At 63.0% G+C, this 25,458-nt stretch carries 20 protein-coding genes; 1 reads left to right on the plus strand and 19 read right to left on the minus strand.

All coding sequences use genetic code 11. The annotated features are described in order from the left end of the window. Positions 1–47: 47 nt before the first annotated feature. The 16 genes from lpxB to dnaE all read right to left on the minus strand — a co-directional run bounded on the left by lpxB (position 48) and on the right by dnaE (position 21,231). A complete protein-coding gene (gene lpxB / locus AC1Q67_RS00435; protein WP_492235602.1) occupies positions 48–1,223 on the minus strand; it encodes a lipid-A-disaccharide synthase in 1,176 nt (391 codons plus the stop codon). Beyond that, positions 1,220–2,074 carry an LpxI family protein gene (locus AC1Q67_RS00440; protein WP_492235601.1) on the minus strand — a complete coding sequence of 285 codons (855 nt, stop codon included), beginning with the start codon at positions 2,072–2,074 and terminating at the stop codon, positions 1,220–1,222. Before AC1Q67_RS00440 ends, lpxB begins: the two co-directional genes overlap by 4 nt. Further along, a complete protein-coding gene (lpxA, locus tag AC1Q67_RS00445) occupies positions 2,071–2,901 on the minus strand; it encodes an acyl-ACP--UDP-N-acetylglucosamine O-acyltransferase (RefSeq protein WP_492235600.1) in 831 nt (276 codons plus the stop codon). The genes AC1Q67_RS00440 and lpxA overlap by 4 nt, the downstream gene beginning before the upstream one ends. A 144-nt stretch (positions 2,902–3,045) precedes the next feature. Continuing rightward, on the minus strand, positions 3,046–3,504 hold the full coding sequence (fabZ, locus tag AC1Q67_RS00450; protein ID WP_492235599.1) for a 3-hydroxyacyl-ACP dehydratase FabZ: 459 nt from the start codon (positions 3,502–3,504) through the stop codon (positions 3,046–3,048). After that, positions 3,504–4,589 (minus strand): UDP-3-O-(3-hydroxymyristoyl)glucosamine N-acyltransferase, encoded by a 1,086-nt coding sequence (gene lpxD / locus AC1Q67_RS00455; protein ID WP_492235598.1) that lies wholly within the window; start codon positions 4,587–4,589, stop codon positions 3,504–3,506. The genes fabZ and lpxD overlap by 1 nt, the downstream gene beginning before the upstream one ends. 144 nt (positions 4,590–4,733) lie before the next feature. Next, the gene (gene bamA, locus AC1Q67_RS00460; protein WP_492235597.1) at positions 4,734–7,274 is read right to left on the minus strand and encodes an outer membrane protein assembly factor BamA; all 2,541 of its coding nucleotides are present in this window, start codon (positions 7,272–7,274) and stop codon (positions 4,734–4,736) included. A gap of 172 nt (positions 7,275–7,446) precedes the next feature. Then, a complete protein-coding gene (gene rseP / locus AC1Q67_RS00465) occupies positions 7,447–8,595 on the minus strand; it encodes an RIP metalloprotease RseP (RefSeq protein WP_024575321.1) in 1,149 nt (382 codons plus the stop codon). 45 nt (positions 8,596–8,640) lie between these two features. After that, positions 8,641–9,864 carry a 1-deoxy-D-xylulose-5-phosphate reductoisomerase gene (dxr, locus tag AC1Q67_RS00470; protein WP_492235596.1) on the minus strand — a complete coding sequence of 408 codons (1,224 nt, stop codon included), beginning with the start codon at positions 9,862–9,864 and terminating at the stop codon, positions 8,641–8,643. 4 nt (positions 9,865–9,868) lie between these two features. Then, complete coding sequence (locus AC1Q67_RS00475) at positions 9,869–10,723, minus strand: phosphatidate cytidylyltransferase (protein WP_492235595.1); 855 nt, start codon at positions 10,721–10,723, stop codon at positions 9,869–9,871. Further along, positions 10,720–11,478, minus strand: a complete 759-nt coding sequence (locus tag AC1Q67_RS00480) for an isoprenyl transferase (RefSeq protein WP_492235594.1) — start codon at positions 11,476–11,478, stop codon at positions 10,720–10,722. Before AC1Q67_RS00480 ends, AC1Q67_RS00475 begins: the two co-directional genes overlap by 4 nt. A gap of 10 nt (positions 11,479–11,488) precedes the next feature. After that, entirely contained in the window at positions 11,489–12,052 is a 564-nt protein-coding gene (gene frr / locus AC1Q67_RS00485; RefSeq protein WP_024575317.1) for a ribosome recycling factor, read from the minus strand. A 101-nt stretch (positions 12,053–12,153) separates the two neighbouring features. Further along, the gene (gene pyrH / locus AC1Q67_RS00490) at positions 12,154–12,870 is read right to left on the minus strand and encodes a UMP kinase (protein WP_024575316.1); all 717 of its coding nucleotides are present in this window, start codon (positions 12,868–12,870) and stop codon (positions 12,154–12,156) included. 95 nt (positions 12,871–12,965) lie between these two features. Continuing rightward, positions 12,966–13,889, minus strand: a complete 924-nt coding sequence (tsf, locus tag AC1Q67_RS00495; RefSeq protein WP_492235593.1) for a translation elongation factor Ts — start codon at positions 13,887–13,889, stop codon at positions 12,966–12,968. Between the two features lie 131 nt (positions 13,890–14,020). After that, a complete protein-coding gene (locus AC1Q67_RS00500; RefSeq protein ID WP_492235592.1) occupies positions 14,021–15,013 on the minus strand; it encodes a 30S ribosomal protein S2 in 993 nt (330 codons plus the stop codon). A 246-nt stretch (positions 15,014–15,259) separates the two neighbouring features. Next, positions 15,260–17,599, minus strand: a complete 2,340-nt coding sequence (locus AC1Q67_RS00505; RefSeq protein WP_492235591.1) for a caspase family protein — start codon at positions 17,597–17,599, stop codon at positions 15,260–15,262. A gap of 104 nt (positions 17,600–17,703) precedes the next feature. Continuing rightward, on the minus strand, positions 17,704–21,231 hold the full coding sequence (dnaE, locus tag AC1Q67_RS00510) for a DNA polymerase III subunit alpha (protein WP_492235590.1): 3,528 nt from the start codon (positions 21,229–21,231) through the stop codon (positions 17,704–17,706). Between the two features lie 537 nt (positions 21,232–21,768). On the opposite strand from dnaE, the gene AC1Q67_RS00515 reads away from it, so the two are divergent. Further along, positions 21,769–22,038, plus strand: a complete 270-nt coding sequence (locus tag AC1Q67_RS00515; RefSeq protein WP_492235589.1) for a DUF3551 domain-containing protein — start codon at positions 21,769–21,771, stop codon at positions 22,036–22,038. A 9-nt stretch (positions 22,039–22,047) separates the two neighbouring features. Here the strand turns inward: AC1Q67_RS00515 and AC1Q67_RS00520 are convergent, their stop codons facing one another. The 3 genes from AC1Q67_RS00520 to proS form a co-directional block, all read right to left on the minus strand. Next, positions 22,048–22,746, minus strand: coding sequence for an ABC transporter ATP-binding protein (locus AC1Q67_RS00520; protein WP_492235724.1), 699 nt, complete (start codon positions 22,744–22,746; stop codon positions 22,048–22,050). A gap of 8 nt (positions 22,747–22,754) precedes the next feature. Continuing rightward, complete coding sequence (locus AC1Q67_RS00525) at positions 22,755–24,023, minus strand: lipoprotein-releasing ABC transporter permease subunit (RefSeq protein WP_024575309.1); 1,269 nt, start codon at positions 24,021–24,023, stop codon at positions 22,755–22,757. A gap of 96 nt (positions 24,024–24,119) precedes the next feature. Further along, positions 24,120–25,442: a proline--tRNA ligase gene (proS, locus tag AC1Q67_RS00530; protein ID WP_492235588.1), complete on the minus strand. Its 1,323-nt coding sequence runs from the start codon at positions 25,440–25,442 to the stop codon at positions 24,120–24,122. Positions 25,443–25,458: the final 16 nt, after the last annotated feature.

Below are 25,458 nucleotides of genomic sequence, written 5' to 3' on the forward strand. Positions count from 1 at the left end.
CAAAAGGCCGGTGCAATGCACCGGCCTTTTCGTTGAACAGCAGGACGTCAGCGCAGCATCGCGATAACCCCGTCCGCCGCCAGTTCGCTGGGCGGCTTACCGCCCGTGGACATGATCGCTTCCAGACGGGCGAACGCATCCACCTGCCGCTGCCGTGCGGGCGTATCCGCCAGAATGTCCCGCAACGCCGGTGCAAGTTTCTCTGCGGTGAAATCCTGCTGCAGAAATTCCGGAATCACATTCTCTCCGAGAATGATGTTCGCCAGAATGATCGAGGAGGTTTTGATGACGCGCCGGGCGATGAAGGCCTCGACCTCGGTCACCCGATAGGCGGTCACCATCGGCACGCCAGCGAGCGCCAGTTCAAGCGTCACGGTGCCGGACTTCGCCAAAGCGGCGCGTGCGCTCCGGAACGCGGCTTTCTTGTCGTCATCGCTGACAACGATCCTTGGCTGCACCGGCCAATCCGCTGCAGCGGCGCGAACCCTGTCCAGCAAACCGGGGATCGTCGGCAGCACGGGCTCGAACGCAACACCCTGCGCCCGCAACAAGCGCAACGTATCGCCGAAAATCGCCATGTTGCGTTTGATCTCGCTGCGCCGGCTGCCAGGCAACACCAGCAACGACGGCGGCTGCGCCAGGCGATGCTTCCGTTCATCATCGTTGGGCCGCAACGTATCGAGTTCATCCAGCAGCGGATGACCGACATAGGTGCACGGCGGGCCGCCCAGCTTGCGATGGATCTCCGGCTCGAACGGCAGGACGGCCAGAAGCCGGTCGACATACGCGCGCATTTTGTGCGCGCGTCCTGGCCGCCACACCCACACCGTGGGCGATACGTAGTCGACAATCGGGATCGATGGATTGCGGGCACGAACGCGGCGCGCCACGCGATGGGTGAAATCCGGACTGTCGATGATGACCAGAATGTCGGGCCGCTCCTTCAGGACGGCATCGGTCGTTTCGCGAATCCTGCGCAGGATCATGGGAAGGCGTTTCGGAATCGCCGCAAGACCGATGATCGACAGCTCGTCGGTGGGAAACAACGACGGCACGCCCTGCTCGGCCATGTGACGGCCGCCAACTCCGACAATCTTCGCCGCCGGTCCAAGCCGCGCGCGCAAGGCCTTGATCAGGCCCGAGCCGAGCCGGTCGCCGGACTCCTCGGCTGCGATCAGAAATATCGTCGGAGACTTGCGCGCATCGCTCCCGCTCGCGCTCACAGCGGCAATCCCGTGACAAAGAGCCCCGCCTGATCCGCCTTCGCGGTCATCACATCCACCTCGGCAACGAGGGTGCGTCCGGCAACGATACCGATACCTGCCAGCCCGGCGGCAATGACGCCGTCGATGGTCTTCGGACCAAGCGTGGGAAGATCGAAGCGCAAATCCTGTTGCGCCTTTGGCATTTTGACCAGCACGCCGCGCCCCGGTTTGGCGCGAATTCTTTTCTCCGCACGCAGCCGCGCCACCCGCGCCAGAAGCCCGTCCGTCCCCTCGATGTCTTCAACGGCGACCACATGGCCATCGATCACCACCACGCCCTGACCGACATCGAAAAGACTGATCGCGCGCATCAGGTCGCGCGCCTTGGCGATATCGGCGACGGCCTCGGCATCGGGCGTGCGGCGTGTGAGGCTGCCCTCCGGCATCAGCAGTTCGGGCGCGACGTCCTGAATGCCGACGACGCGAATTCCATGGCGCTCGAAGATGCGGCTGACACCCGTCAGCAGATGATCGTCGCCGCCTCGCAATGCCGCAGCAATCGCCGGGATGGCGCGCAGCGTGCCCCAGTCCAGACGAATCTCGGATAGCGCGGGTCTGACCAGACCACCGATGAATACGATCTCGCGGCAACCTTCGGACCGCATCAGGCGCGTCAGCCGCCCGACCTGACCGAGTGCGACCCAGTGATGAGGATATTGCGCGACCCGCACCGGATCGCAGAAGCCGCGGATCGCGAACAGAAACGGCGCGATCCCCCGCGCCTGCAACAGCTCTGCGACCGAAAACGGCAGCACTCCGCTTCCCGCAACGATGCCGACTGTCGAGGACAATGCGGGAGGGGTCATCATCGCTGTTCGAGGTGAGCGCGCTCTGAGGGTTTGTTGGGATTGTTGTGCGCCATGCAGAGCGGCCGTTTGATGCCGTTGTCGATGAAGGTCAGTATCTCGGCGATCGCCGGATCGGCACTTCCCATCGGCCGCAGCGCTTCAAGCCGTTCGGCGAAGATACCGCCGCCATGAAACAGCTGCTGGTAGAAGTCACGCACCACCTGCAATCGCTTGTGACTGAATCCGCGGCGGCGCATGCCGACCACATTCATGCCTTCGAGATGCGCGAACTGGCCGCTCGCAAGTCCATATGGAATGACGTCGTGACGTAGACCGGAGACACCGCCGATCATGGCCTGATGCCCGATCCGGACGAACTGATGTGCCGCCGAGAGGCCGCCGAAATAGACGAAGTCGCCGATCTCGCAATGACCGCCCAGCGTCGCGCTGTTGGCGAAGATCACATTGTCTCCGACGAGGCAGTCGTGACCGATATGGGAATAAGCCATGAAGAAACCGTGCTTGCCGACGCGCGTCTTGCCGCCGCCTTTGACGGTGCCAACATTCATGGTCACGCTTTCGCGGATGATGCAGCCCTCGCCGATGTCGAGCGTGGTCGGTTCGTCGCGATAGCCGAGATCCTGCGGAGCCCCGCCAAGCGAGGCGAATGGAAACACCTTGCAGCCTGTGCCGAGCGTGGTGTGGCCGCTGATACTGACATGAGCCTGCAACGTGCAGTCCGCGCCGATCGTCACGTTCGGCCCGATCACACAGTAAGGACCGATGGTGACGCCGTCGCCGATGACGGCTCCATCCTCAATTCGCGCAGTTGGATCGATCTTGCTCATCAATTCCTCTTGCCTGCATATCCTTCACCCGCCGAGGGACGCGTGCAGACGATAAAACGCCGTTATAATGCAAGCCCGTCCGGCATAAGGAGTGAAAGGCGGCACGGGCGCGGTCATCAATTGTTACGCACAATGACAGACGGGTCAGTCGGCCAGCATCGCACCGACATCGGCCTGAGCGACGATTTCACCGTTGACCTTGGCGTCGCCGTGAAACCACCACATGTCGCGCCGGCGCGTGACCAGCCGCATGTGATACTCGATGATATTCCCCGGCCCCGTCGGTTTGCGAAACTTGCACTTGTCGACCGTGAGGAAATAGACCGCCGTCGGGCGATCGGTTTCGGTCGACAGCATGCCGATGACGCCCGCGGTCTGCGCCATGCCTTCGATCATCAGCACGCCCGGATAAATCGGCCGGTTCGGAAAGTGCCCCTGGAATACGGGCTCGTTGACCGAGACATTCTTGATGCCGATACCGCTGAAGTCCTTGCGGATATCGATCACGCGATCGATCAGCAGCATGGGATAGCGATGCGGCAGCGTCTTCAGGATCTGCCCGATGTCCACCGCCTCGATGGTGATTGGCGCCTTCTCGTCCATTATCTCTGTTCCTCGTCGCCCGAACCGGACGGCTTCGATTTCAATTTCGCAATGCCTTCCCGGCCGAGGCGCTCCACCTCAAACAGTTCGCGGAAGAACTGCTTGATCGGCTTGGCCGGAGAGCCACCCCAGCGCGCGCCGGCCGGCACCTCGCCGACGACGCTGCTGCGTGCCGCGATCTGTGCCCCGTCGCCGATGGTGGCGTGATCGCTCACGCCAATGCGCGCGGCAAGGACCACGCCGTCACCCAGCATCGAACTGCCGGCGATCCCGCTCTGGCTGACCACCACACAGTTGCGGCCGATGACCACGTTGTGGCCGATCTGGACCAAGTTGTCGATCTTGCTGCCCTCGCCGATGACGGTGTCATTGAGCGCCCCGCGGTCGATGGCGCAGCCCGCGCCGATCTCGACCCCGTTCTGGATGATCACCCGGCCCGCCTGCGGCACCTTTACATGCCCCTTCGCGCCCATCAGGTAGCCAAACCCGTCCTGGCCGATCCGGCAGCCCGGATGGACGATGACGTCGTTGCCGATCAGGGCGCACAGCACCGACGCGTTCGCGCCGATATTGCAATCCCGGCCGATCCGGACACCCGCGCCGATCACCGCACCCGACCCGATCACGGTTCCGGCCCCGATTTCCACGTCCGGCCCGATCACGGCCAGCGGATCGACGATGACGTCGTCCTCGAGATACGCCGACGGATGCACAACGGCCGCGGCCGCGACCCCGCTGTTGTCGAACCACGAGGCGGGCCGCAGCGTATCGGGATAAAGGGCGCGCATGGCCGTAACAAAGGCCTTGTAAGGCTCCGCAACGCGCAGAACGGCGACATGCGGGGGAACGCTGCCCTCCAGCCGCTCGTTGACCAGACAGGCACCAGCGTGGGTCTGCTCAAGCTGGGCGGCGTACTTCTTGTTTTCGCAAAATGTCAGGTGACCGGGCCCGGCCCGGTCCAGCGACGCCGCTCCCGCAATGACCCTTTCGGCTTGCGATGCATCGGCAAGCTGGGCTCCGGTCAGCGCGGCAAGCTGTGCCAGCGTCACCGGTGAAGGACGTTTAAAGAATGTCCTCTGCGTCATTCGATCCGCCGCGGTCAGGAAAATGCATTTTCCCGCGACACCAACTCCGGACCGCAGAAGGAAAATGCCTGCAACAAAATAGTCGAGCGGGTCCCAACCGGATGGCTGGAACCCGCTGTTTCGAAGTGCGAGCTCTTTATGAGCTCAGAATGACGTACCGCCACCGAACCGGAATTCCTGCGTCCGGTCGTACTTATCCTTGGTCAGCGGGATGGCGTAGTCGAAGCGCAGCGGTCCGAATGGCGACTGCCAGATCAGGCCCACACCGACCGAGGTGCGGATCAACCCATTGTCCGCTCCAACGGTGAGACACTGATTTCGAGCGTTATCGATAGGAGCACCATTACAACCACCAATAAGCGACGTCACACCTTCGTAGCCGAACACCGAACCAGCGTCGGCATAGACAGCGCCCTTCAAGCCAATTTCCTTGGGCAGGAACCAGAACGGCATCTGCAATTCAGCCGAAGCGCCCCAGTACTTGGTGCCACCCAGCGCATCACCATACCCCGTCTGAGAGAAGTTGGTGATGTCGCGCGGACCGATGCCCACCGGCGCGAAGCCGCGGACGAGGTTCGGACCCATCTGGAAGTGATCCAGCATGCGGATGCCCTTGCCGGTATCGGTCAGCACGCCGCCCTGCAGGCGCAGCACGCCGACGATGTCGGATACGATCGGCGTGTAGAGCTTCACGTCGCCGGTCGTCTTCAGGTAGCCCACGTCGCCGCCAACACCCGCGAAATCCTGATTGAGGGTCGCGAGAAGACCGCTGGTTGGATCCTTGTTGTTGTCGAGCGTGTTGTAAGCGAGCGTGTAACCCACCGCCGATGTAACAACCGCGCCCTTGGCAAGTCCCTGCTTCACAGCAACCGAGGCTTCGCCGTCAACCAAACAGTTGTTTCCGCCAAGCACTCCGCTGAACGGACCGCCATAGGTCGCTCCCGGGATAGACGCCGTCGATCCACCGGCATTGATGTAGCCTGGGGTTGGGAAGTATCCGAGCGTGCCGTCAAAGTTATTACAGTTCTTGAGATAGTCCGGCAGCGTGATTTCCTGCCGCGAGATCGAGTAACGCAGCTGCAGGTTCAGATCTTCGCGGAGCTGGAAGCCGAGACGCGGGCTGAAACCGATCGTCTTGGAGTCATACGACACGTAATTCGAAGCGAGCTGCTTGCGCTGATAGAAGTCGAGACCCAGCGCGACGCGGTAGCCGAGCAGATAGGGCTCGACGAACGACAGCGAGTAGCCCTGCGTGCGCTGGCCGTACTGTACGGATGCCTTCGCATAAAGGCCGCGGCCCAGCAGGTTACGCTCCGAGACGCTGACTTCGCCGAGGAAGCCGTCCGCCGTCGAATAACCACCGGACACCGAGAAGTCGCCGGTCGACTTTTCTTCAACATCGACATTAAGAACAACGCGATCGGACGAAGAGCCCGGCTCGGAGATGATCTTGACCGTCTTGAAGTAGTCGAGGTTCTTGAGGCGGCGCTCGGCGCGATCGACCAGCGCACGGTTGTATGCGTCGCCTTCCGAAATATCGAACTCGCGGCGGATGACGTAGTCGCGTGTTCGCGTGTTGCCGCGAACGTTGATTCGCTCGATGTAGACGCGCGGGCCCTCTTCGATCGCAAACACGATCGACACGGTGTGCGCCTCGAAGTTGCGGTCGCCACGCGGCTTCACCGACGCGAAGGCATAGCCGCGCCGTGACGCTTCGACCGTCATCTCCTCGACCGACTTTTCCACGGCTTCGGCGTTGTAGACCGAACCGACGCTGACGCGCGAAAGGCTGCGGAACGAATTGCCGTCGAGCGAGGCGATGCTGGACTGGAAGTCGACAGAACCGACGCGGTACTGCTGGCCTTCCTCAATCTTGAAGGTCACGAGGAAGCCCTTGCGCTCCGGATCGTACTCGGTCAGCGCGGCAACGATCTGAACGTCGGCGTAGCCGTTCTTGAGGTAGAACCGGCGCAGGATATCGCGGTCGGCCTCAATACGGTCCGGGTCATAAACGTCGTTGGAGCCCAGGAAGCTCAGGAAGTTGGTTTCGCGGGTCTTGATCACGTCCCGCAGGCGATAGGCCGAATAGGCCTGATTGCCGACGAATTCGATCGACTTCACGCCGGTCTTCGCGCCTTCGGTGATCTCGAAAACGAGATCGACGCGGTTGTTCGGCTGCTCGATGATCTTGGGTTCGACCTTGACGTCGTAACGGCCGTTGCGGCGATAGATTTCGGTGATACGCGCAGTGTCGGACTGAACCATCGCCCGCGACAGGGTTCCGCGGGCTTTGGACTGCACTTCGGCCGTGAGCTGCTCGTCCTTGACCTTCTTGTTGCCTTCGAAGGCGACCCGGCCAATGACGGGGTTTTCAACGACCACAACGACCAGCCGGCCGCCGGCTTGGTTGATCTTCACATCCTGGAACAGGCCGGTCTCGATCAGGGCCTTCAGGCCGTCGTCGATGCGCGCGCTGTCAAGGCGCCCGCTCGGACCGGGCTTGAAATAGGAACGGATGGTATCGGCCTCGATCCGGCGGTTGCCTTCCACGCCAATGGAAGCCGCGGTCTGGGCAACAGCCTGCGACGATACGAGCGAAGCGGTCGCCACCGCGGCAACCGGCAAAGCAAACATGATCAGGGCAGCGGCCAAACCGCCCCGTAGCACTCGCAATCCAACCATCATGCGCCAGGCGCCCTTGTCATTCCAAAGCCGACCCGTTGCCGGGCCGGGAGATTCCCCAAATATTGCACTGCTTGTAGCCAATTTTGCCTAACGGGCAAACGACCTTTCGCAAGACAATTCTAATTTCCCAACAAGACGTTGCTGATCGGCCACGCCTGTAAAAAAGCCGCAATCAGGACGCCGCCAAATGCAGGATGTCGTTGTAGGTCGCGAAGATCATCAGCATCAGCACCAGGGCCAGTCCGACCCGGAAACCCAGCTCCTGCGATCGTTCCGACAGCGGCTTTCCCCGCACCGCTTCCACCGCGTAGAACAAAAGGTGACCGCCATCGAGAAGCGGGACCGGAAACAGGTTGAGAAGGCCGATCGACACCGAAAGAACCGCAGCCAGGTGAATCAGCGCCGCAAGGCCAATCGTGGCAACCTGTCCCGATATCTGGGCGATCCGGATCGGCCCGCCGACCTGATCGGCATTCTCCCGGCCGGTGAAGATTCCGCCGATGTAGGAAACGGTCCGGTCAACGACGAACCAGGTCTCCTTGACGCCCAGCCAAACAGCGGTCGCGGGATTCACTGGTTTGGTGACGGTGTCGCCCGGCCCCGAAGCGCGGGTGATTCCGAGGATGCCGACCCGATGGACGTTGCCGAAGGTGTCCTTGATTTCCTTGAGCTGGGGCGTTCCGGTCAGCTTCACGACTTCGTCGCCGCGTTTCACGGTGAAGACCAGCGACGTACCCGCCTTGGTGCTCACAAGCCGCTGCATGTCGGTGAAGCTCTCGATCGCGTCGCCGTTGATTGCCGTCACGACGTCGCCGGGCTTGAAGCCGGCTGCCGCTGCGGCGCTGTTTTCCTGAATGGAATCGACACGCGCGGTCTGGCTCGGCTTGCCGAAGAACGTGAAGAGGGCCGCGAAAATGACAATTGCGAGCAGGAAGTTCGCAATCGGACCCGCGGCAACAATGGCAGCGCGCGGCCCGACCTTCTTGTGGTGGAAACTGACCTTGCGCTCTTCCGCGCTCATGGTCTGGAGCGTTTCGGAGGATGGCGTACTAGCCTCGGAATCGTCCCCGAAAAACTTGACGTAGCCGCCGAGCGGAATCGCCGAGACCTTCCAGCGCGTGCCGTGGCGATCGTTGAAGCCGAAGAGTTCCGGCCCGAAGCCGAGCGAGAACGTTAAGACCTTCACCCCGGCCCAGCGGGCGACAAGGAAATGGCCAAGCTCGTGGAAGAAGACAACGATGGTCAGGACAAACAGGAAGGGGATGATGTAGCCGATCAGGCCATGACTCAACGTATTGAAACTATTCAGGAAAAAATCCACAACTCAATCCCTCACCAGCGGGCTGCCCGGCCCGGTCCCAACGATCTAGGATGCCTTTAAGGCAATTTGAGGCAAGAGGGCGGCAGCACTATTTCGCGCATCATGGTCAACGGAAATCGCATCATCCGCCGACGTCAGCGGCGCGAGATTCCCTGCCCTCACCCAGTTGTTCAACGTGGCTTCGACCAGCTGCGCGATACCGCCAAACCGGATTCTCTGCGCGACGAAAGCCGCCACCGCGACCTCATTCGCCGCATTGTAGACGGTGGTCGCGCCGTTGCCGATGCGCAGCGCGTCATAGGCGAGTTTCAATCCGGGGAACCGGTCGTAATCCGGCGCCTCGAACGTCAGCGAGCCGATCTTGGCAAGATCCAGCGTCGCAGCACGCCCGCTAATGCGATCCGGCCAGCCAAGGCAATGCGCAATCGGCGTGCGCATGTCCGGAGTTCCGAGTTGCGCCATCACAGAGCGGTCCGAGAATTCGACCATGCCGTGAACGATGGATTGCGGATGCACCAGCACATCGATCTCATCCGGCGACAGCGCGAACAGATATGACGCCTCGATGACTTCCAGCCCCTTGTTCATCATCGACGCGGAATCGATGGTGATCTTCTGGCCCATGCTCCAGTTCGGATGCTTCAGCGCCTGAGCCAGCGTGGCCTGCGCGATGTCCGCCGCCTTCCAGGTCCGGAACGGACCGCCGGATGCGGTGATAATGACGCGAACCAGCTCCTCGCGGTTGCCGGAGGCAAGCGCCTGAAACAGCGCGTTGTGTTCCGAATCCGCCGGCAGAATGCACGCGCCGGCTTTGGCTGCGCGATCCATGAAGAAGTCGCCGGCGCAAACAAGGCATTCCTTGTTGGCGAGTGCGATCGTGGCACCCCGATCGGCGGCCGCGAGCGCAGGCTTCAGTCCCGCCGCGCCGCTCACTGCAGCCATCACCCAGTCGGCCGGTCGCTCCGCAGCTTCGATGATCGCGCTCTCGCCTGCCCCAAATGCGATGGAGGTTCCGGCCAGAGCATCACGCAATTCATTGAGCTTCGAGGGATCGGCCACGGCGACAAACCGCGCGCCAAATTCCTTCGCGAGCTTCACCAGCCCCTCGACGTTGCCGTTGGCGGTCAGCGCCTCGACCTGATAGCGCTCGGGCGATGCGCGCAGCAAATCCATCGTGCTGTCGCCGATGGAGCCCGTCGCGCCGAGTACGGTGACAGTCCGCACGGATGATGCCGCGGCCTTGTTGTTACGCAACGGAACAGCGTTCATCACATCACCAAACCATGAAACCGCGACCGACGCCATCAAGGCCGCCGCGCATATAGCCAATAAGGGCGGCGAAAACGATCGCCGCAACGAAACCGTCGAGCCGGTCAAGCAATCCGCCGTGACCGGGAATGATGTGGCTCGAATCCTTGACGTCGAAGCGACGCTTGACCGCGGACTCGAACAGGTCGCCGAACTGCGAAACGATCGACAGCACGGCACCGAGCAGAAGCAGCGGAAGCATCTTGCCGAAACCCAGCAGCGCGAATCCGGCAGCGACCACCAGGCCCAACACCAGCCCGCCGATGGCGCCCGCCCATGTCTTCTTCGGGCTGACGCGCGGCCAGAGCTTCGGCCCGCCGATGCCCCGTCCCGCGAAGTAACCGCCGATATCGGTCACCCATACAATGAGGAGAACGAACATCAGCGCGACAAATCCGAACTCCGGGTCGCGCCGGACGACAATCGAGGCAATCAGCGCCGCCGTCGCATAGACCAGTCCGCCTGCAACCCATCCGCGCCGCTCGCGCACGAGTGCCGCGGCCAGCACAATTCCAGCAGCCGCGATCCCGAACGCGAGATCGGTCCGCCGCAGCATCAGGCAGATGCCGGCAATCGCCAAGGCAACGATGCCCACAGCAGCGACAAGACGATTGCCCGAGACACCGACAATCATCAGCCACTCGAAATACAGCAAGGCCGCGGCCGCGATGACAATGCAGGTCCACGGCCAACCGCCGATCCACGCGACGGCGATGGTCAGCGGCGCGAGGACCAGCGCGGCGACGACGCGCATATAGAGATTGCTCGACGCTTTCGCGGTATTGGATGTGGCTGGAGTCTCCGGGGCCACGCCGCTCACGATCCGGTTTTGGCGACGAGCCCGCCGAAGCGGCGTTCGCGGGTCGCGTATTCGGCAATCGCGCCTTCGAGCGCAGCCTTGTCGAAGTCCGGCCAGTGAATCGGAACGAACACCAGTTCGCTGTAAGCCGCCTGCCACATCAGGAAGTTCGAAAGACGCTGCTCGCCGCTGGTGCGGATGATCAGATCGGGGTCCGGAATGTCCGACGTATCGAGATGAGCACCCAGCACGTCGGGCGTGATCGTTGCCGGATCGCGCTTGCCTTCGGCAACTTCACGCGCGAGCCGCTGCGCTGCGTTGGCGATCTCCTGCCTCGATCCGTAGTTGAAGGCCACGACAAGTGTGAGACGCGTGTTGTTTCGCGTGAGTTCTTCCGCTTCGGTGAGCAGTGCACAGATGTCGGGCTCGAGCCCTTCCCGCTCGCCGATGACGCGAACCCGCACGCCGTCGGCATGCAGGGTCGCAAGATCGTTGCGGATGAAGCGGCGCAGCAGGCCGAACAGATCGCCGATCTCGCTCGCCGGCCGCGACCAGTTCTCGGAGCTGAACGAGAAGATCGTGAGATAGGAAATCCCGAGTTCGTGGGAGGCGCGCACCACCTTGCGCAGCGCATCGACACCGCGGCGGTGTCCCTCGGCACGCGGCAATCCCCGCGCCGCCGCCCAGCGTCCATTGCCGTCCATGATAATCGCGACGTGCCGCGGCGCATCGGCACGATCCGATTCTCCTGGCTTTGGCATGGCGCCGTTCGACATTCGCGATCTCTTAAACCGTGAGAATTTCTTTTTCCTTGGTCGCAAGCGCCTTATCGACGTCGGCGATGGCGGCATCAGTCACCTTCTGAACCTCGTTCGAATGACGCTTCTCGTCGTCCTCCGAGATCAGATGATCCTTTTCGAGCTTTTTGAGGACATCGAGTCCGTCGCGGCGCACGTGACGAACCGCGACGCGCGCAGCTTCGGCATACTTGTGCGCGACCTTCACCAGTTCCTTGCGGCGCTCTTCGTTGAGTTCAGGAATCCGCAAACGGATCACCTGTCCTTCCGTCGCGGGCGAAAGACCGAGATTCGAATTGACGATTGCGGTCTCGACCGCCTTCACCATCGACTTGTCCCAGACCTGCACCGACAGCAGGCGCGGCTCGGGCACGCTCACGGTGGCCACCTGATTGAGCGGCATGTGGCTGCCATAGGCCTCGACCTGCACCGGCTCGACCATCGAGATCGCTGCACGGCCCGTACGCAATCCACCCAGTTCGTGCTTGAGCGATGCAATGGCGCCTTCCATGCGCCGCTTCAGATCGTTGATATCGAAATTCCCGGCCGCCATGCGATGCTACTCCCTTCAAGTCCGACGCGGCTCATAACCTCACCGCATCCAGTATCTTATTGTTCAGGCACAACTTTTAAGTTCACGACACCGGCCCTGCGTCAGCCGGAGACAATCGTGCCCTTGCCTTTGCCGCTGAGAATGGCGCCGATCGAGCCCGGCTCGGCGATCGAAAACACGATGATAGGCAAGGACGTTTCGCGGGCAAGCGCGAAGGCCGTCGCGTCCATCACCTTATAACCGCCTTCCACCGCCTGCGAATGGCTCAGCCGTTCAAATCGCTTGGCGGATGGGTCCTTCTTCGGATCGGCGCTGTAGACCCCGTCAACGTTGGTGGCCTTGAGAACCGCCTGCGCCCCGATTTCGGCTGCGCGCAATACCGCCGTGGTGTCGGTCGTGAAGTACGGATTGCCGGTGCCGCCGGCGAGCAGCACGATGCGGCCTTCGGCGAGATACCGGTGGGCCGCGGCGCGCGTGAAGAGTTCGCTGATCTGCGGCATCACGAACGCGCACAGCGTGCGGGCTGACTGGCCCTTGCGCTCCAGCGCCGATTCGAGCGCCAGACAGTTCATCACGGTGGCGAGCATGCCCATTGTGTCGCCGGTGGTGCGCGACACGCCGCGCGATGAAACTTCCACGCCGCGAAAGATGTTGCCGCCGCCAACCACGACGGCGATCTCCACGCCGAGTTCCCGCGCCTTGATGATATCGCTGGCGATCCGGTCGATGGTGGGCTGGTGAATACCGAAGGACTGGTCACCGGCGAGATATTCGCCGGAGACCTTGATCACGACACGTCGATAAGACGGTTCAGCCATACGATCGCTCACTCATTCGAATTGAGCGCATTCCAGTGCAAAACAGGCTGCCTTGCTGAATACGCCCAGGATCCCGATCGGCGCGCGTCGTCTCTTTACCCCTGACCGGCAGCGGCGGCGACCTCGGCGGCGAAATCGGATTCCTGCTTCTCGATTCCCTCGCCCAGAGCATAGCGCACAAACCCGGCAACCTTGATAGGCGCGCCGACCTTGCCCTCAGCATCCTTCACGGCATGCGCCACGCTCTTGGCACTGTCGTGGATAAACGCCTGCTCCAGCAGGGTAACTTCCTTGTAGTAGGTCTTCAGGCCCGATTCGACGATCTTTGCGATCATCGCGTCCGGCTTGCCCTGCTGGCGGTACTTGTCCGCCATCACGTCCTTCTCGCGGCTGACCACGGCGGGGTCGAGGCCCGACGCGTCGAGCGCCTGAGGGTTGGACGCGGCAACGTGCATCGCGATCTGGCGCGCGAGCGCTGCAAGCTCATCCTTCTTGCCGGTGGATTCCAGCGCGACGATCACGCCCATCTTGCCGAGGCCGTCGATCACGGCGCCATGGATGTAGCTGCCGACAACGCCATCGCTGACCGAAAGCTCGGCCGCGCGGCGCAGCGTCATGTTCTCGCCGATGGTCGCGATCGCGTCCGCGATGGCGCGGTCGACGTCATACTCGCCAACCTTGGCAGCCTTGATCTTCTCGACGTCCGCGCCGGCCTTGAGCGCAACCTGGCCGATCATCTTGACCAGGCCCTGGAACTGCTCATTGCGCGCAACGAAGTCGGTCTCGGAATTGACTTCGACGAGAACGCCCTTCTTGCCGTCGGTGACGGCTGCGATCAGGCCTTCGGCCGCAACGCGGCCGGACTTCTTCGCGGCCTTGGAGAGGCCTTTCTTGCGCAGCCAGTCAACCGCCGCATCGATGTCGCCATTGGTTTCGGTGAGCGCCTGCTTGCAATCCATCATGCCCGCGCCGGTTTTCTCGCGCAGATCCTTGACCATTGCCGCTGTGATTGTTGCCATTGCCGGATGTCCTTTGCCTGTGCGGGCCGCGCGGCGCAGCGATGTGCTGGCTAGCCGGATTCGACGCGCAGGATTTTTCTAGTCGGGGAATGTCGCGGCCGGATGAACCGGCCGCGAGATGCGTTTGAGGCTTATTCCGCGTCCGCGGTCAGCGCCTTGGACTGGGCGACCCAGCCATCGGCACGCGCCGGCAAGCCGACTTCTTCGCCGATCTTGTGAGCGGTGTCGTGGTCGAGCTCGGCGATCTGCCAGTAGTGGAAAACGCCGAGATCGTTGAGCTTCTTCTCAATCGCGCCGGACACGCCGGAGAGCTTCTTGAGGTCGTCGGCAACGCCGCGCGGACCGGCAAGACCCTGGAAGCCTTCCGACTTGGCAGGCACAGCTTCAGCGGTTGGATTGGCCAGCGCGCCGATGTCGATGCCGGCACCGCCCTGCGCGCGCGAAATACCGTCGATCGCCGCACGGGCGATGAGGTCGCAATACAGCGAGATCGCACGGCCGGCGTCGTCGTTACCGGGAACCACGTAGGAGATGCCCTTCGGATCGCAGTTGGTGTCGACGATCGCGGCGACCGGAATGTTGAGGCGCTGGGCCTCCTGAATCGCGATGTCTTCCTTGTTGGTGTCGATCACGAAGATCAGGTCGGGCAGACCGCCCATGTCCTTGATACCGCCGAGCGAGCGGTCGAGCTTGTCGCGCTCGCGCTGAAGCGTCAGGCGCTCCTTCTTGGTGTACTGCGCGCCTTCACCCGAGGCGAGCATCTCGTCGAGCTGACGCAGACGCTTGATCGAACCGGACACGGTCTTCCAGTTGGTCAGCGTGCCGCCGAGCCAGCGCGAATTGACGAAGTACTGCGCGGAACGCTTCGCGGCTTCCGCCACGCCGTCCTGCGCCTGGCGCTTGGTGCCGACGAACAGGATACGGCCGCCCTTGGCGACGGTGTCGCTGACAGCCTGCAGCGCGCGGTGAAGCAGCGGCACGGTCTGAGCGAGATCGATGATGTGAATGTTGTTGCGGGCACCGAAGATGTAATCCGCCATCTTCGGATTCCATCGGTGCGACTGGTGACCAAAGTGCACGCCAGCTTCCAGAAGCTGACGCATAGAAAATTCAGGTAACGCCATAGTTCAATTCTCCGGTTGGTTCCTCCGGAAGCGTGTGAGCAAGTCGAACCGGCAAAACGTCTGCGCAAAAAAGCAAACACCTTGCGGCCCGGTTGCCACCGGACGGCCTTTAACAGCCATGCTTCCGTGTGAGATGCGCGGCTTATAACTGCCGCGTCGCGTCGAAGCAAGGATTTATGGCCGTTTTTCTTGGCCTCCAAGGCCCTGCGAAACGCCGGCCGGAACATGGTCCGACCGGCCACCTGTTCAGCACCTTGGCACATTCGGCGGGCATCGCTTGACCGCAGCCGGAGCCGGTCTGGGCGGAGGAGCTGCCCGTGGCGGTGGCGCTGCGGGGCGCGGCGGAGCCATCTGGGGCCGAGGCGCCATTTGAGGCCGCTGAGGCGGTGCAGCCGGCCGCTGGAACTGCGGTTGGGGACGCGGTGCCATCTGGGGCTGAGGCCTCGGGGCCATTTGTGGCCGCTGGAACTGCGGCTGCGGCCGAGGCGCCGCTTGCGGCGGACGCTGGAATTGGGGCTGCGGCCGTTGAATCTGCGGACGCGGGGTCGCCTGAGGTCGAGGTTCGGGCCTCTGGAACTGCGGCCGAGGCTGACCGGCAGGCCGTTCCGGACGGCCCGGTCTTGCCGCCGGGCCCGATGGAGCGGCAACCCCTGGCTGCGGAGATCCTGGCTGAACCGATGGCCGCGCAAGGCCGGGCCGGCCATCCGGACCACGGTCACCCCGTCCGGGTCGGCCCTCCTGTCCCGGCTGCGGGCCGGTTGCCCCGGGCGCAGGCAACGTACTCGGCAGAGGCCGACCGCCCGGCCGTCCTCCCGGTCCGGCTCCCTGCCCTGGCAGCACATTGTCCGGACGAAGATTCCCGGGCCTGACAACGCCCGGCTGCACTTGACCCGGCTGCACTTGTCCCGGACCACCCGGACGGCCCGCTCCCGGCAGAACGCCCGGAGGTGCGGCAACCTTGCCCTGATTGATCAGATTCGCGCGCCGTGTCGCCGACGGTGGCAACGCCGGCGCAAATGCGGGACGGGTCGCCGCGACGCCACCTGGTCCGGTGCCCGGACGTCCCGGCCTGAACTGACCGCCTTGCCCGAACTGGCCGCCGGGCCTGCCCGCTCCGATTGCTCCGGGCGGCGGACGCCGGTTGATGACGGTGTTGATGACCTCCCGGTTGTGGATGTTCGTGAACAGGAAACGGTTCACCGGCGGACGCACATAGATCGGCGGCCGGATGAAGATCGGGATCGGAACAAACACCGGCTGCGGCAGGTAGTACGCATCCGCGTAGTAGATCGGCGGATCGAGCACGACGAAGTCTTCCGGCGGCGGCGGCAGGAAGAAGATCGGCGGCGGCGGCGGCGCCGCGAACGCAAACGCCGGATCGTCGAACATCAGGTACGGCCGGTCGACATACTCGTATTCGTATTCCGGCGGCGGCGGCACATCATAGGCGTACGCGTCGAAGCTCGGCGGCGGCTCCAGCGCGGCAGCGATATTGGCGAGCCTGCGGCGCGCGTCGGCCGCATGCGGACCGCGCGGATAGCGCTTCAGATAGGACCAGTAGGCCTGCTGCGTGTTCGCGCGATAGGTCTGCCGCCATGTGATCGCCTCGCGGCGCGCGGCGATGATCGCCCTCACCCGCTTTGCCATCGGATCGTCCGGATAGGCCGCGAGAAAGGCTTCATAGTCGGCAATGGTGTCGCGTTCGAGCGCCGCCGTGTAAGCCTCCTGCGCGCTGAAATCGCGAATGGGCTTCGAGCGCGCAGCGGCGTCCTGATTGGCTTGAAGCGCCGGAGCGTCCGGCGCGCGCTCGAAGAAGACGAAATCGCCTTCGAACTTCTGCGCATCCCACGGCACCTGCGCGCCCTTGGTCACGTCATTCACGCGCAATCGCACGCGGTTGAATACTTCTGGGAGCGAAATGCCGCCGGTACGCATCATCTCCGCCAGCGCCTGCGCATAGGGGCCGTAGTTGCCGGTGGAGTTCGGCGCCACCGTGCCCGGCGCGGCGTTGAACGCGATCAGACTCTTGGGGTCGGGTTCGATGAGCGCAAGGCCACCTGCCAGCGGCTGGCCTTCTTTCGCGAACGGCTGATTGTAGGCCGTGTCGAGCACCACAACGGTGCCCTTCAGGGGCAGCGACGACAACTGCCGGATATAGTCGCCGACGCGCAGGCCCTCGACCGGAACGTCGGTGTCACGCACCATGCTGGCGTCGACCGGCGCGAAGTAGTTCTCGCCCGCGAGCTGAAGGCCGTAACCTGCGAGATAAACGAACGCCACGGTATCCGGACCCGCCGCCTGTGCCTTCTTGATGAAGTCGCCGAAGGTCTGGCGCAGCGTCTCACCGTCGAGGTCCCGCGCGCCGACCACATCGAAGCCCGCCGCCTGCAACGTCTGCGCGATCAGACCGGCATCGTTGGCTGCGGTCGCCAACGGCGCCTTCTGGTAGTTGCCGTTGCCGATCACGAGTGCAATGCGGCTCTGCTGGCCCTGTGCGGGCGGCGGGGTTTGTGCGTGAAGCGGCAACGCCGTCGCCGTGAAGGCCAGTACCGCCGCGACGCCGAAGAACCTGCTCATTCCGCGCATGACACCATTCCCGTTCAGCCCAACGGCGCAGTCAACCCTGCGCCGCATGAACATTGTTTGAACGAAAGATAGTCGGAATAAGGCGGATGCCCAAACAGCAAACGTCAGATCGTTTGCACATCCACCACGCCGGCGACCGCCTTGAGCGCGCCGGCGATCTGGGGCGACACCTTGAACTTGCCCGGCAGTTTCATTTCGACCTCGGTCTGAAGATCGAGCATCATGATCAGCGTGACCTCGCCGTCGCCCGCGGGCGGCCCGGATGAGGCCCTCGCCGGCTGGAGCTTGTTGCCCCCGCCGGCCGCGGCCTGATGACCTTCCAGACGCTTGGCGATCGACTCCAGCGGCTTGTCGTCGCGCACGAAGATGCGCAGACCCTTCTGGGTTTTGGCGGCGGCATCGTCGAGCGGCTCGGCGTGCAGGATCCGCGCGCGCACATCCTCGCCCTGCAACTCCGCGCCGATCTGCATCAGAACCGCCGAACCCGGTTCAAGCACGTCCCGGTATTGCGCAAGCCCTTCCGAGAACAGAACGGCCTCGAAATGTCCGGTCGGGTCCGACAGTCCGATAATGCCCATCTTGTTGCCGGTCTTGGTGCGGCGCTCCATCCGCGACACCACCGTCGCGGCGACGCGCCCGGCGGTCGCGCCGGTCTTCACCGCGCGCGAGAACTCGGTCCAGGATTGCACCCGCAGACGCTTGAGCGCGGCGGAATAATCGTCCAGCGGATGACCCGAGAGGAAAAAGCCGATGGCGTCGTATTCGCGGCGCAGCCGGTCTGCCGGCAGCCATGGCTCGAGATTCGGAAGCACGATGCTCGGCGCATCCGCCATGCCGCCGAACATGTCGTTCTGACCGCTGGTGGCGGCTTCGTGGCTGCGCTGGCAGGCCGCGACGATGGCATCGGCGCCGGCGAACACGCGCGCGCGGTTGGCGTCGATGGTGTCGAATGCACCCGCCGCCGCAAGGCTTTCCACCACACGCTTGTTGATCGCGCGCGGGCTGACGCGCGAGGCGAAATCGGCAAGCGAGGTAAAGGGCCGGTCGCCCCGCGCTTCCACAATCATCTCGACAGCCTGCTGGCCGACACCCTTGAGCGCGGCGAGCGCGTAATAGATCGTGTTCTCGCTGACCTCGAATGTCGCGCCCGAGCGATTGATCGACGGCGGTTCGACCTTGATGCCGAGCCGCTGCGCTTCTGCGCGGAATTCGGACAACTTGTCGGTGTTGTTCATGTCGAGCGTCATCGACGCCGCAATGAACTCCACCGGATAATGCGCCTTCATGTAGGCGGTCTGGAACGACACCAGTGCGTAGGCCGCCGCGTGGCTCTTGTTGAAGCCGTAGTCCGCGAACTTTGCGAGCAATTCGAAGATCGTCTGCGCCTGCCCCTTCGGCACGCTGTTCTTGGTCGCGCCGGCAACAAAGATCTCGCGCTGCTTGTCCATTTCCGCGCGAATCTTCTTGCCCATCGCGCGGCGCAGCAGGTCGGCGTCGCCGAGCGAATAGCCCGCCATCACCTGCGCGATCTGCATCACCTGTTCCTGATAGATGATGACGCCGAAGGTCTCCTTCAGGATTGGCTCGAGCATCGGATGCATGTAGTCCGACTCTTCGTCGCCGTGCTTGCGCGCGCAATAGGTCGGGATGTTCGCCATCGGACCGGGACGATAGAGCGCCACCAGCGCGATCAGGTCCTCCAGCCGGTCCGGCCGCATGTCGACCAGCGCGCGCCGCATGCCCTGACTTTCAACCTGGAACACGCCGACCACTTCGCCGCGCGCCAGCATCTCGTAGCTTTTCTTGTCGTCGAGCGGTAGATGCGCCAGATCGACATCTGTATTGCGCTGCTTGAGCAGTTTCACCGCCACATCGAGAACCGTCAAAGTCTTGAGGCCAAGGAAGTCGAACTTCACGAGGCCCGCAGGCTCGACCCATTTCATGTTGAACTGGGTGACCGGCATGTCCGATTTCGGATCGCGATACATCGGCACCAGTTCGGAGAGCGGCCGGTCGCCGATCACGATGCCCGCCGCGTGGGTCGAGGCGTGGCGCGTCAAACCTTCGAGGCGTTGTGCGATATCGAACGCGCGCGCGATAACAGGGTCTTCGTCGCGAAACGCCTGCAGCTTGGGTTCGCTTTCGATGGCCTTCGCGAGGGTCACGGGCGCCGCCGGATTTTGCGGCACCAGCTTGGTGAGCCGGTCCACCTGTCCGTAGGGCATCTGCAAGACGCGGCCAACGTCGCGCAGCACGCCGCGCGCCTGCAAGGTACCAAACGTGATGATCTGCCCGACCTGCTCGCGGCCGTAGCGCTCCTGCACGTAGCGGATCACCTCGCCGCGGCGGTCCTGACAGAAGTCGATGTCGAAGTCCGGCATCGAGACACGCTCCGGATTGAGGAAGCGCTCGAACAGCAGGCCGAACCGGATCGGATCGAGATCGGTGATGGTGAGTGCATAGGCCACCAGCGAACCCGCGCCCGAACCACGGCCCGGCCCCACCGGAATGCCGTGCGACTTCGCCCACTTGATGAAGTCCGACACGATCAGGAAGTAGCCGGGATATTTCATGCGTGTGATGACGTCGATCTCGAACGCCAGACGCTTTGCGTAGTCTTCTTCCGTGGTACCCGGAGCAAGACCGTACTTTTGCAGACGCCAGGCCAAGCCCTCCTCGGCCTGACGGCACAGTTCCTCGGCCTCGCCGCCTTCGCCATCAGCCGAGTTATCGCTTGCCACCGTAAAGCGCGGCAGGATCGGCTTGCGCGTCTTGGGACGAAACGCGCAGCGCCGCGCGATCTCGACGGTGGACGCCAGCGCCTCGGGCAAATCGGCAAACAGCACAGCCATCTCGGCGCGCGTCTTGAAACGGTGATCCGGCGTCAGCTGATCGCGGTCGGTTTCCGACACCAGCCGCCCGCCTGCGATACAAAGCAGCGCGTCGTGCGCCTCGTAGTCGTCGGCGGTGGCGAAGTACGGCTGGTTGGTCGCGACCAGCGGCAGACCCATGGCATAGGCCATGTCGATCAGCGCAGGCTCGACGCGGCGCTCGCTCTCAAGTCCGTGCCGTTGCAATTCGATGTAGAGGCGGTCGCCAAACAGTTTCGCGAGGATGTCGCAGCGCGCCTGCGCCAGCGCAGGCTGGTCGGCATTGATCGCCTGCCCGATCGGCCCTTCCGGTCCGCCGGTCAGCGCGATCAGTCCGGCGCTCTCGCCTTCCAGCCACGCGATCTTGATGTGCGGGGTCTCGTTGACCGGCGTTTCCAGGAACGCACGGGAGTTGAGCTTCATCAGGCTGCGGTAGCCGTCCTCGCTGGTCGCGAGGAGAACGAGCCGCGCCGGCGCCAGTGCATTACGCGCACTCGGATCCTGATCGCCGAAATCGGTTGTCATCGCGCAGCCGGTAATCGGCTGGATGCCGTAACCGGCGAGTTTGTCGGAAAATTCCAGCGCGCCGAACATGTTGTCATTGTCGGTCAGCGCCAGCGCAGGCTGATGGTCAGCCTTGGCCAATTCCAGCAGCTTGCCGATGGTCATCGACCCCTGCAGCAGCGAATAAGCCGAATGCACGTGCAGATGCACGAATCCGGGATCGAGTGCGGACGACTTCGGCGAAGCGGTTTTGGACATACGGACCTTGGCAACCTTCGCAGGTCTGATTCATCGAACCAATGAACCGACTGCGATAAAAGAACGACTCATTAAGCGTCGATGGTGGTGCCTTGTACTATGGGTGTCCACGCAGAAGACGCGGACCCGTCCGACAATGCCGGGTCCATCATCGTTTTCCCCAGCCCCGGCTGTTCCGGAGCCGGGCAAGTTCCTACATCTGAGGAATGACCTGCGCCCAGATCGCAATCATTCCGACGAAAAGCACAACCGAGGTCAGCGCAGCAGCTTCTTCAACGAATGTCTTCAACATGACCGAACTCCCTATCGACGCTCTATCGACTCTATGAGAACGCAATAAGAACATTGTTCCTTTTTTGTTCTCAGAGTCAAGGGTCGGGAATCCGCCCTGAAGAGCAATGCTAACGAAACGTAAACGGCCCGCGACTTTCGTAAATCCATCAACAGCTACGCAGTAACGTGAGTTGACGGACGCAGCTGGAAACGGTCTGGCTTCACCACCAAGAAATCCGGGGATCGACCCGGCAGGAGAACACCATGCGCAGCTACCTTTTGGCCCTCGCCGTGCTCGGCGCCGGCTTCGCCGTCCAGTCCGCTCCTGCGGAAGCCGGGGGAAATTATCCGTTCTGCCTTCAGGGCCGTGACATCTCCACCGGCCAGGGCGATTGCAGCTTTGCGACCTATCAGCAGTGCCAGGCCACGGCGGCAGGGACCTACGCGGGCTGCTACGCCAATCCGTACTACGTGTATGACGAAGAGCGGGTCTATCAGCCGCGCCGCCGCCCTGCACCGCGGCCGTACTCCTGAGCTGCGGGATCAGTCGAGCTCGATGACGTGACCGTCCTGGAGCGAGACTCGGCGATCCATCCGCGCAGCCAGATCCATATTGTGCGTCGCGATCAGCATCGCGACGCGCGTCGCCCTCACAAGCTGGGTCAGGGCGTTGAAGACATGATCCGCGGTATGCGGATCGAGATTTCCGGTCGGCTCGTCCGCGAGCAGGACCCGGGGCGCGTTGGCCACCGCGCGCGCAATCGCCACGCGCTGCTGCTCACCGCCCGATAATTCCGCGGGCCGGTGGGTCACGCGTTCCGCCAATCCGAGATAGGCCAGGATTTCCTTCGACCGCTTGACGGTTTCCTTTTTCGGCAGGCCGCGGATCATCTGCGGCAACATCACGTTCTCAAGCGCCGAGAACTCCGGCAACAGCCGGTGGGATTGGTAGACGAAGCCGATATCGGTGCGGCGGATTTGCGTGCGCTCGACGTCGGACAGCCCCGAGGTCGCAGTGCCCCCGACATAGACTTCGCCCTCGTCGGCCTGCTCCAGCAGACCGGCGATGTGCAGCAGCGTCGATTTGCCGGTGCCCGACGGCGCCACCAGCGCAACGGACTGACCCTCCCATAGCGCCAGACTGGCGCCGTCGAGAATGGTCAGCGTGGCTTCGCCCTGTTTGTAGCGCCTGCGGACGTCGTGCAGATAAACGACCGGAACGCCATTTTCCCCTTGCTCCATCTGTGCGCTCATTCGTACCTGAGCGCTTCGATAGGATCGAGACGGGCCGCCCGCCATGACGGGTACAGCGTCGCCAGGAACGACAGCGTCAATGCCATGATCACCACCGCGGCGGTTTCTCCGACATCGACTTCAGCCGGAAGCTTGGAGAGGAAGTAAAGCTCGGGCGAGAACAGTTCGGTGTTGGTCATCCATGAAATGAACTGCCGGATGGTCTCGATGTTGAGACAGATCACCAGTCCCAGCAGGAAGCCGACAAGCGTTCCGACCACGCCGATGGCCGCTCCGGTAATCAGGAACACCCGCATCACCGAGCCCTGCGACGCGCCCATGGTGCGCAGGATCGCGATGTCCTGCCCCTTGTCCTTCACCAGCATGATCAGGCCGGAGACAATGTTCAGCGCCGCCACCAGCACGATCAGCGTCAGGATGAGGAACATGACGTTGCGCTCGACCTGCAGCGCATTGAAGAACGTGGAATTGCGTTGCCGCCAGTCGACAAGGAAGATCGGCCGCTGCGCCGCCTCCGTCACCGACTTGCGGAAGACGTCGATCCTGTCGGGGTTGGTCGTAAAAACCTCGATGGCGGTAACGTCATTGGCGCGGTTGAAATAGGCCTGCGCTTCCGTCAGCGGCATGAACACGAACGACGCGTCGTATTCCGACATACCGATCTCGAACACCGCCGCCACCTTGTAAGGCTTGATGCGCGGCGTCGTGCCCATCGGCGTGACCGCGCCGCGCGGGGAAACCAGCGTGATGCTGTCCCCGGCGCGCAGCGACAACTGGTCCGCAAGCCGGCGGCCGATCGCGACCCCCTGTCCCTCGTCGAAGCCTTCCAGGGTGCCCTGCTTGATGTTCTTGGCGATCGACGTGACCGCGTTGAGATCCTGTGCGCGAATGCCCCGGATAAAGACACCGGCGGCATTGAACGGCGACGACCCGAGGCCCTGTCCGTCGACCACCGGCGCCGCAAGGCGAATGCCGTCCGCCTTGCTGATCCGCTCGGCGACGTCCTTCCAGTCCGTCAGCGGCGATTCCAGCGGCTGAACAACGATATGGCCGTTCAGGCCGAGAATCTTGTCGAGCAGTTCCTTGCGGAAGCCGTTCATCACCGCCATCACGATGATGAGTGTCGCAACCCCGAGCATGATGCCGAGAAACGAAAAGCCGGCGATGACGGAAATGAAGCCTTCCTTGCGGCGCGCCCGCAGATAACGGGTCGACAGCATCCATTCGAATGGCGCGAAAGGTGGGGTCCGAACTGGCTCGCTCATGTTGGTTCCATAGTCCGGATTTTCACACGAATCGGGCTAATTCTAGTCGCGGCCCGCTGCGACCGCGACCTTACCGAAGATTATTCAGTGGACGGATCAGGACTGGGTGAAGCGGTTGATCGCCTCATCCAGGCTCATGAACTCGCGCGATCCGTCGCTGCGGCGCTTGATTTCCACCTTGCCCTCGGCGAGCCCCTTAGGGCCGATCAATACCTGCCAAGGGATACCGATCAGGTCGGCAGTGGCGAACTTGCCCCCCGGCCGCTGGTCGGTGTCGTCGTAAAGTACGTCGACGCCCTTGGCATTCAGCGCCGCATAAAACTTCTCGCAGGCCGCCCCGGTCTCCGGGCTGTCCTGCTTGAGATTGAGGACCGCGACCCTGAATGGCGCGACTTCCTCCGGCCACTTGATGCCGTTCTCGTCGTGGCAGGCCTCGATGATCGCGCCGACCAGACGCGAGACGCCGACGCCGTAGGAGCCGCCATGGATCGGCTTCTCCGCGCCGTCCGGGCCGGACACCAGAGCCTTCATCGTTTCGGAATACTTGGTGCCGAAGTAGAAGATCTGCCCAACCTCGATGCCGCGGGTCTGCACCCGCTTGTCGGCGGGCACTTCGCTCTCGTAGCGCGCCGCGTCGTGGACATCCTCAGTGGCCGCATAGAGATCGGTCCACTGCTTGATGATTGGCGTGAGATCGCCGTTGTAGTCCACGTCCGCGCCCGGCACCGGCAGATCGAGAACGTCCTTGTTGCAGAACACGCCGGACTCGCCGGTTTCCGCCAGAACGATGAACTCGTGGGACAGATCGCCGCCGATCGGACCGGTCTCGGCCCGCATCGGAATCGCCTTCAGGCCCATGCGCGCGAAGGTGCGCAGGTAAGCTACGAACATGCGGTTGTAGGACAGCCGCGCCGCCGCTTCGTCGATGTCGAACGAATACGCATCCTTCATCAGGAATTCGCGGCCGCGCATCACGCCGAAACGCGGACGCTGCTCGTCGCGGAATTTCCATTGGATGTGATAGAGATTGAGCGGAAGGCTCCGGTAAGACTTCACGTAGGACCGGAAGATTTCCGTGATCATTTCCTCGTTGGTCGGACCATAGAGCAACTCGCGCTTGTGGCGATCCTGGATGCGCAGCATCTCCGGCCCGTAGGCGTCGTAGCGTCCGCTCTCGCGCCACAGGTCCGCAAGCTGCAGGGTCGGCATCAGGAGTTCGATGGCGCCGGCGCGATTCTGCTCTTCGCGCACGATCTGCTCGATCTTCTTCAGCACCCGGAAGCCCAGCGGCAGCCATGCATAGATGCCAGCCGCCTCCTGCCGCATCATCCCCGCGCGCAGCATCAGGCGATGCGACACGATCTCGGCCTCCTTCGGCGTTTCTTTGAGAATTGGCAGAAAAAAACGCGACAATCGCATGGGAACACTCAGAGTT

This window comes from Afipia sp. GW823-FHT06G09 (genome assembly GCF_058794875.1).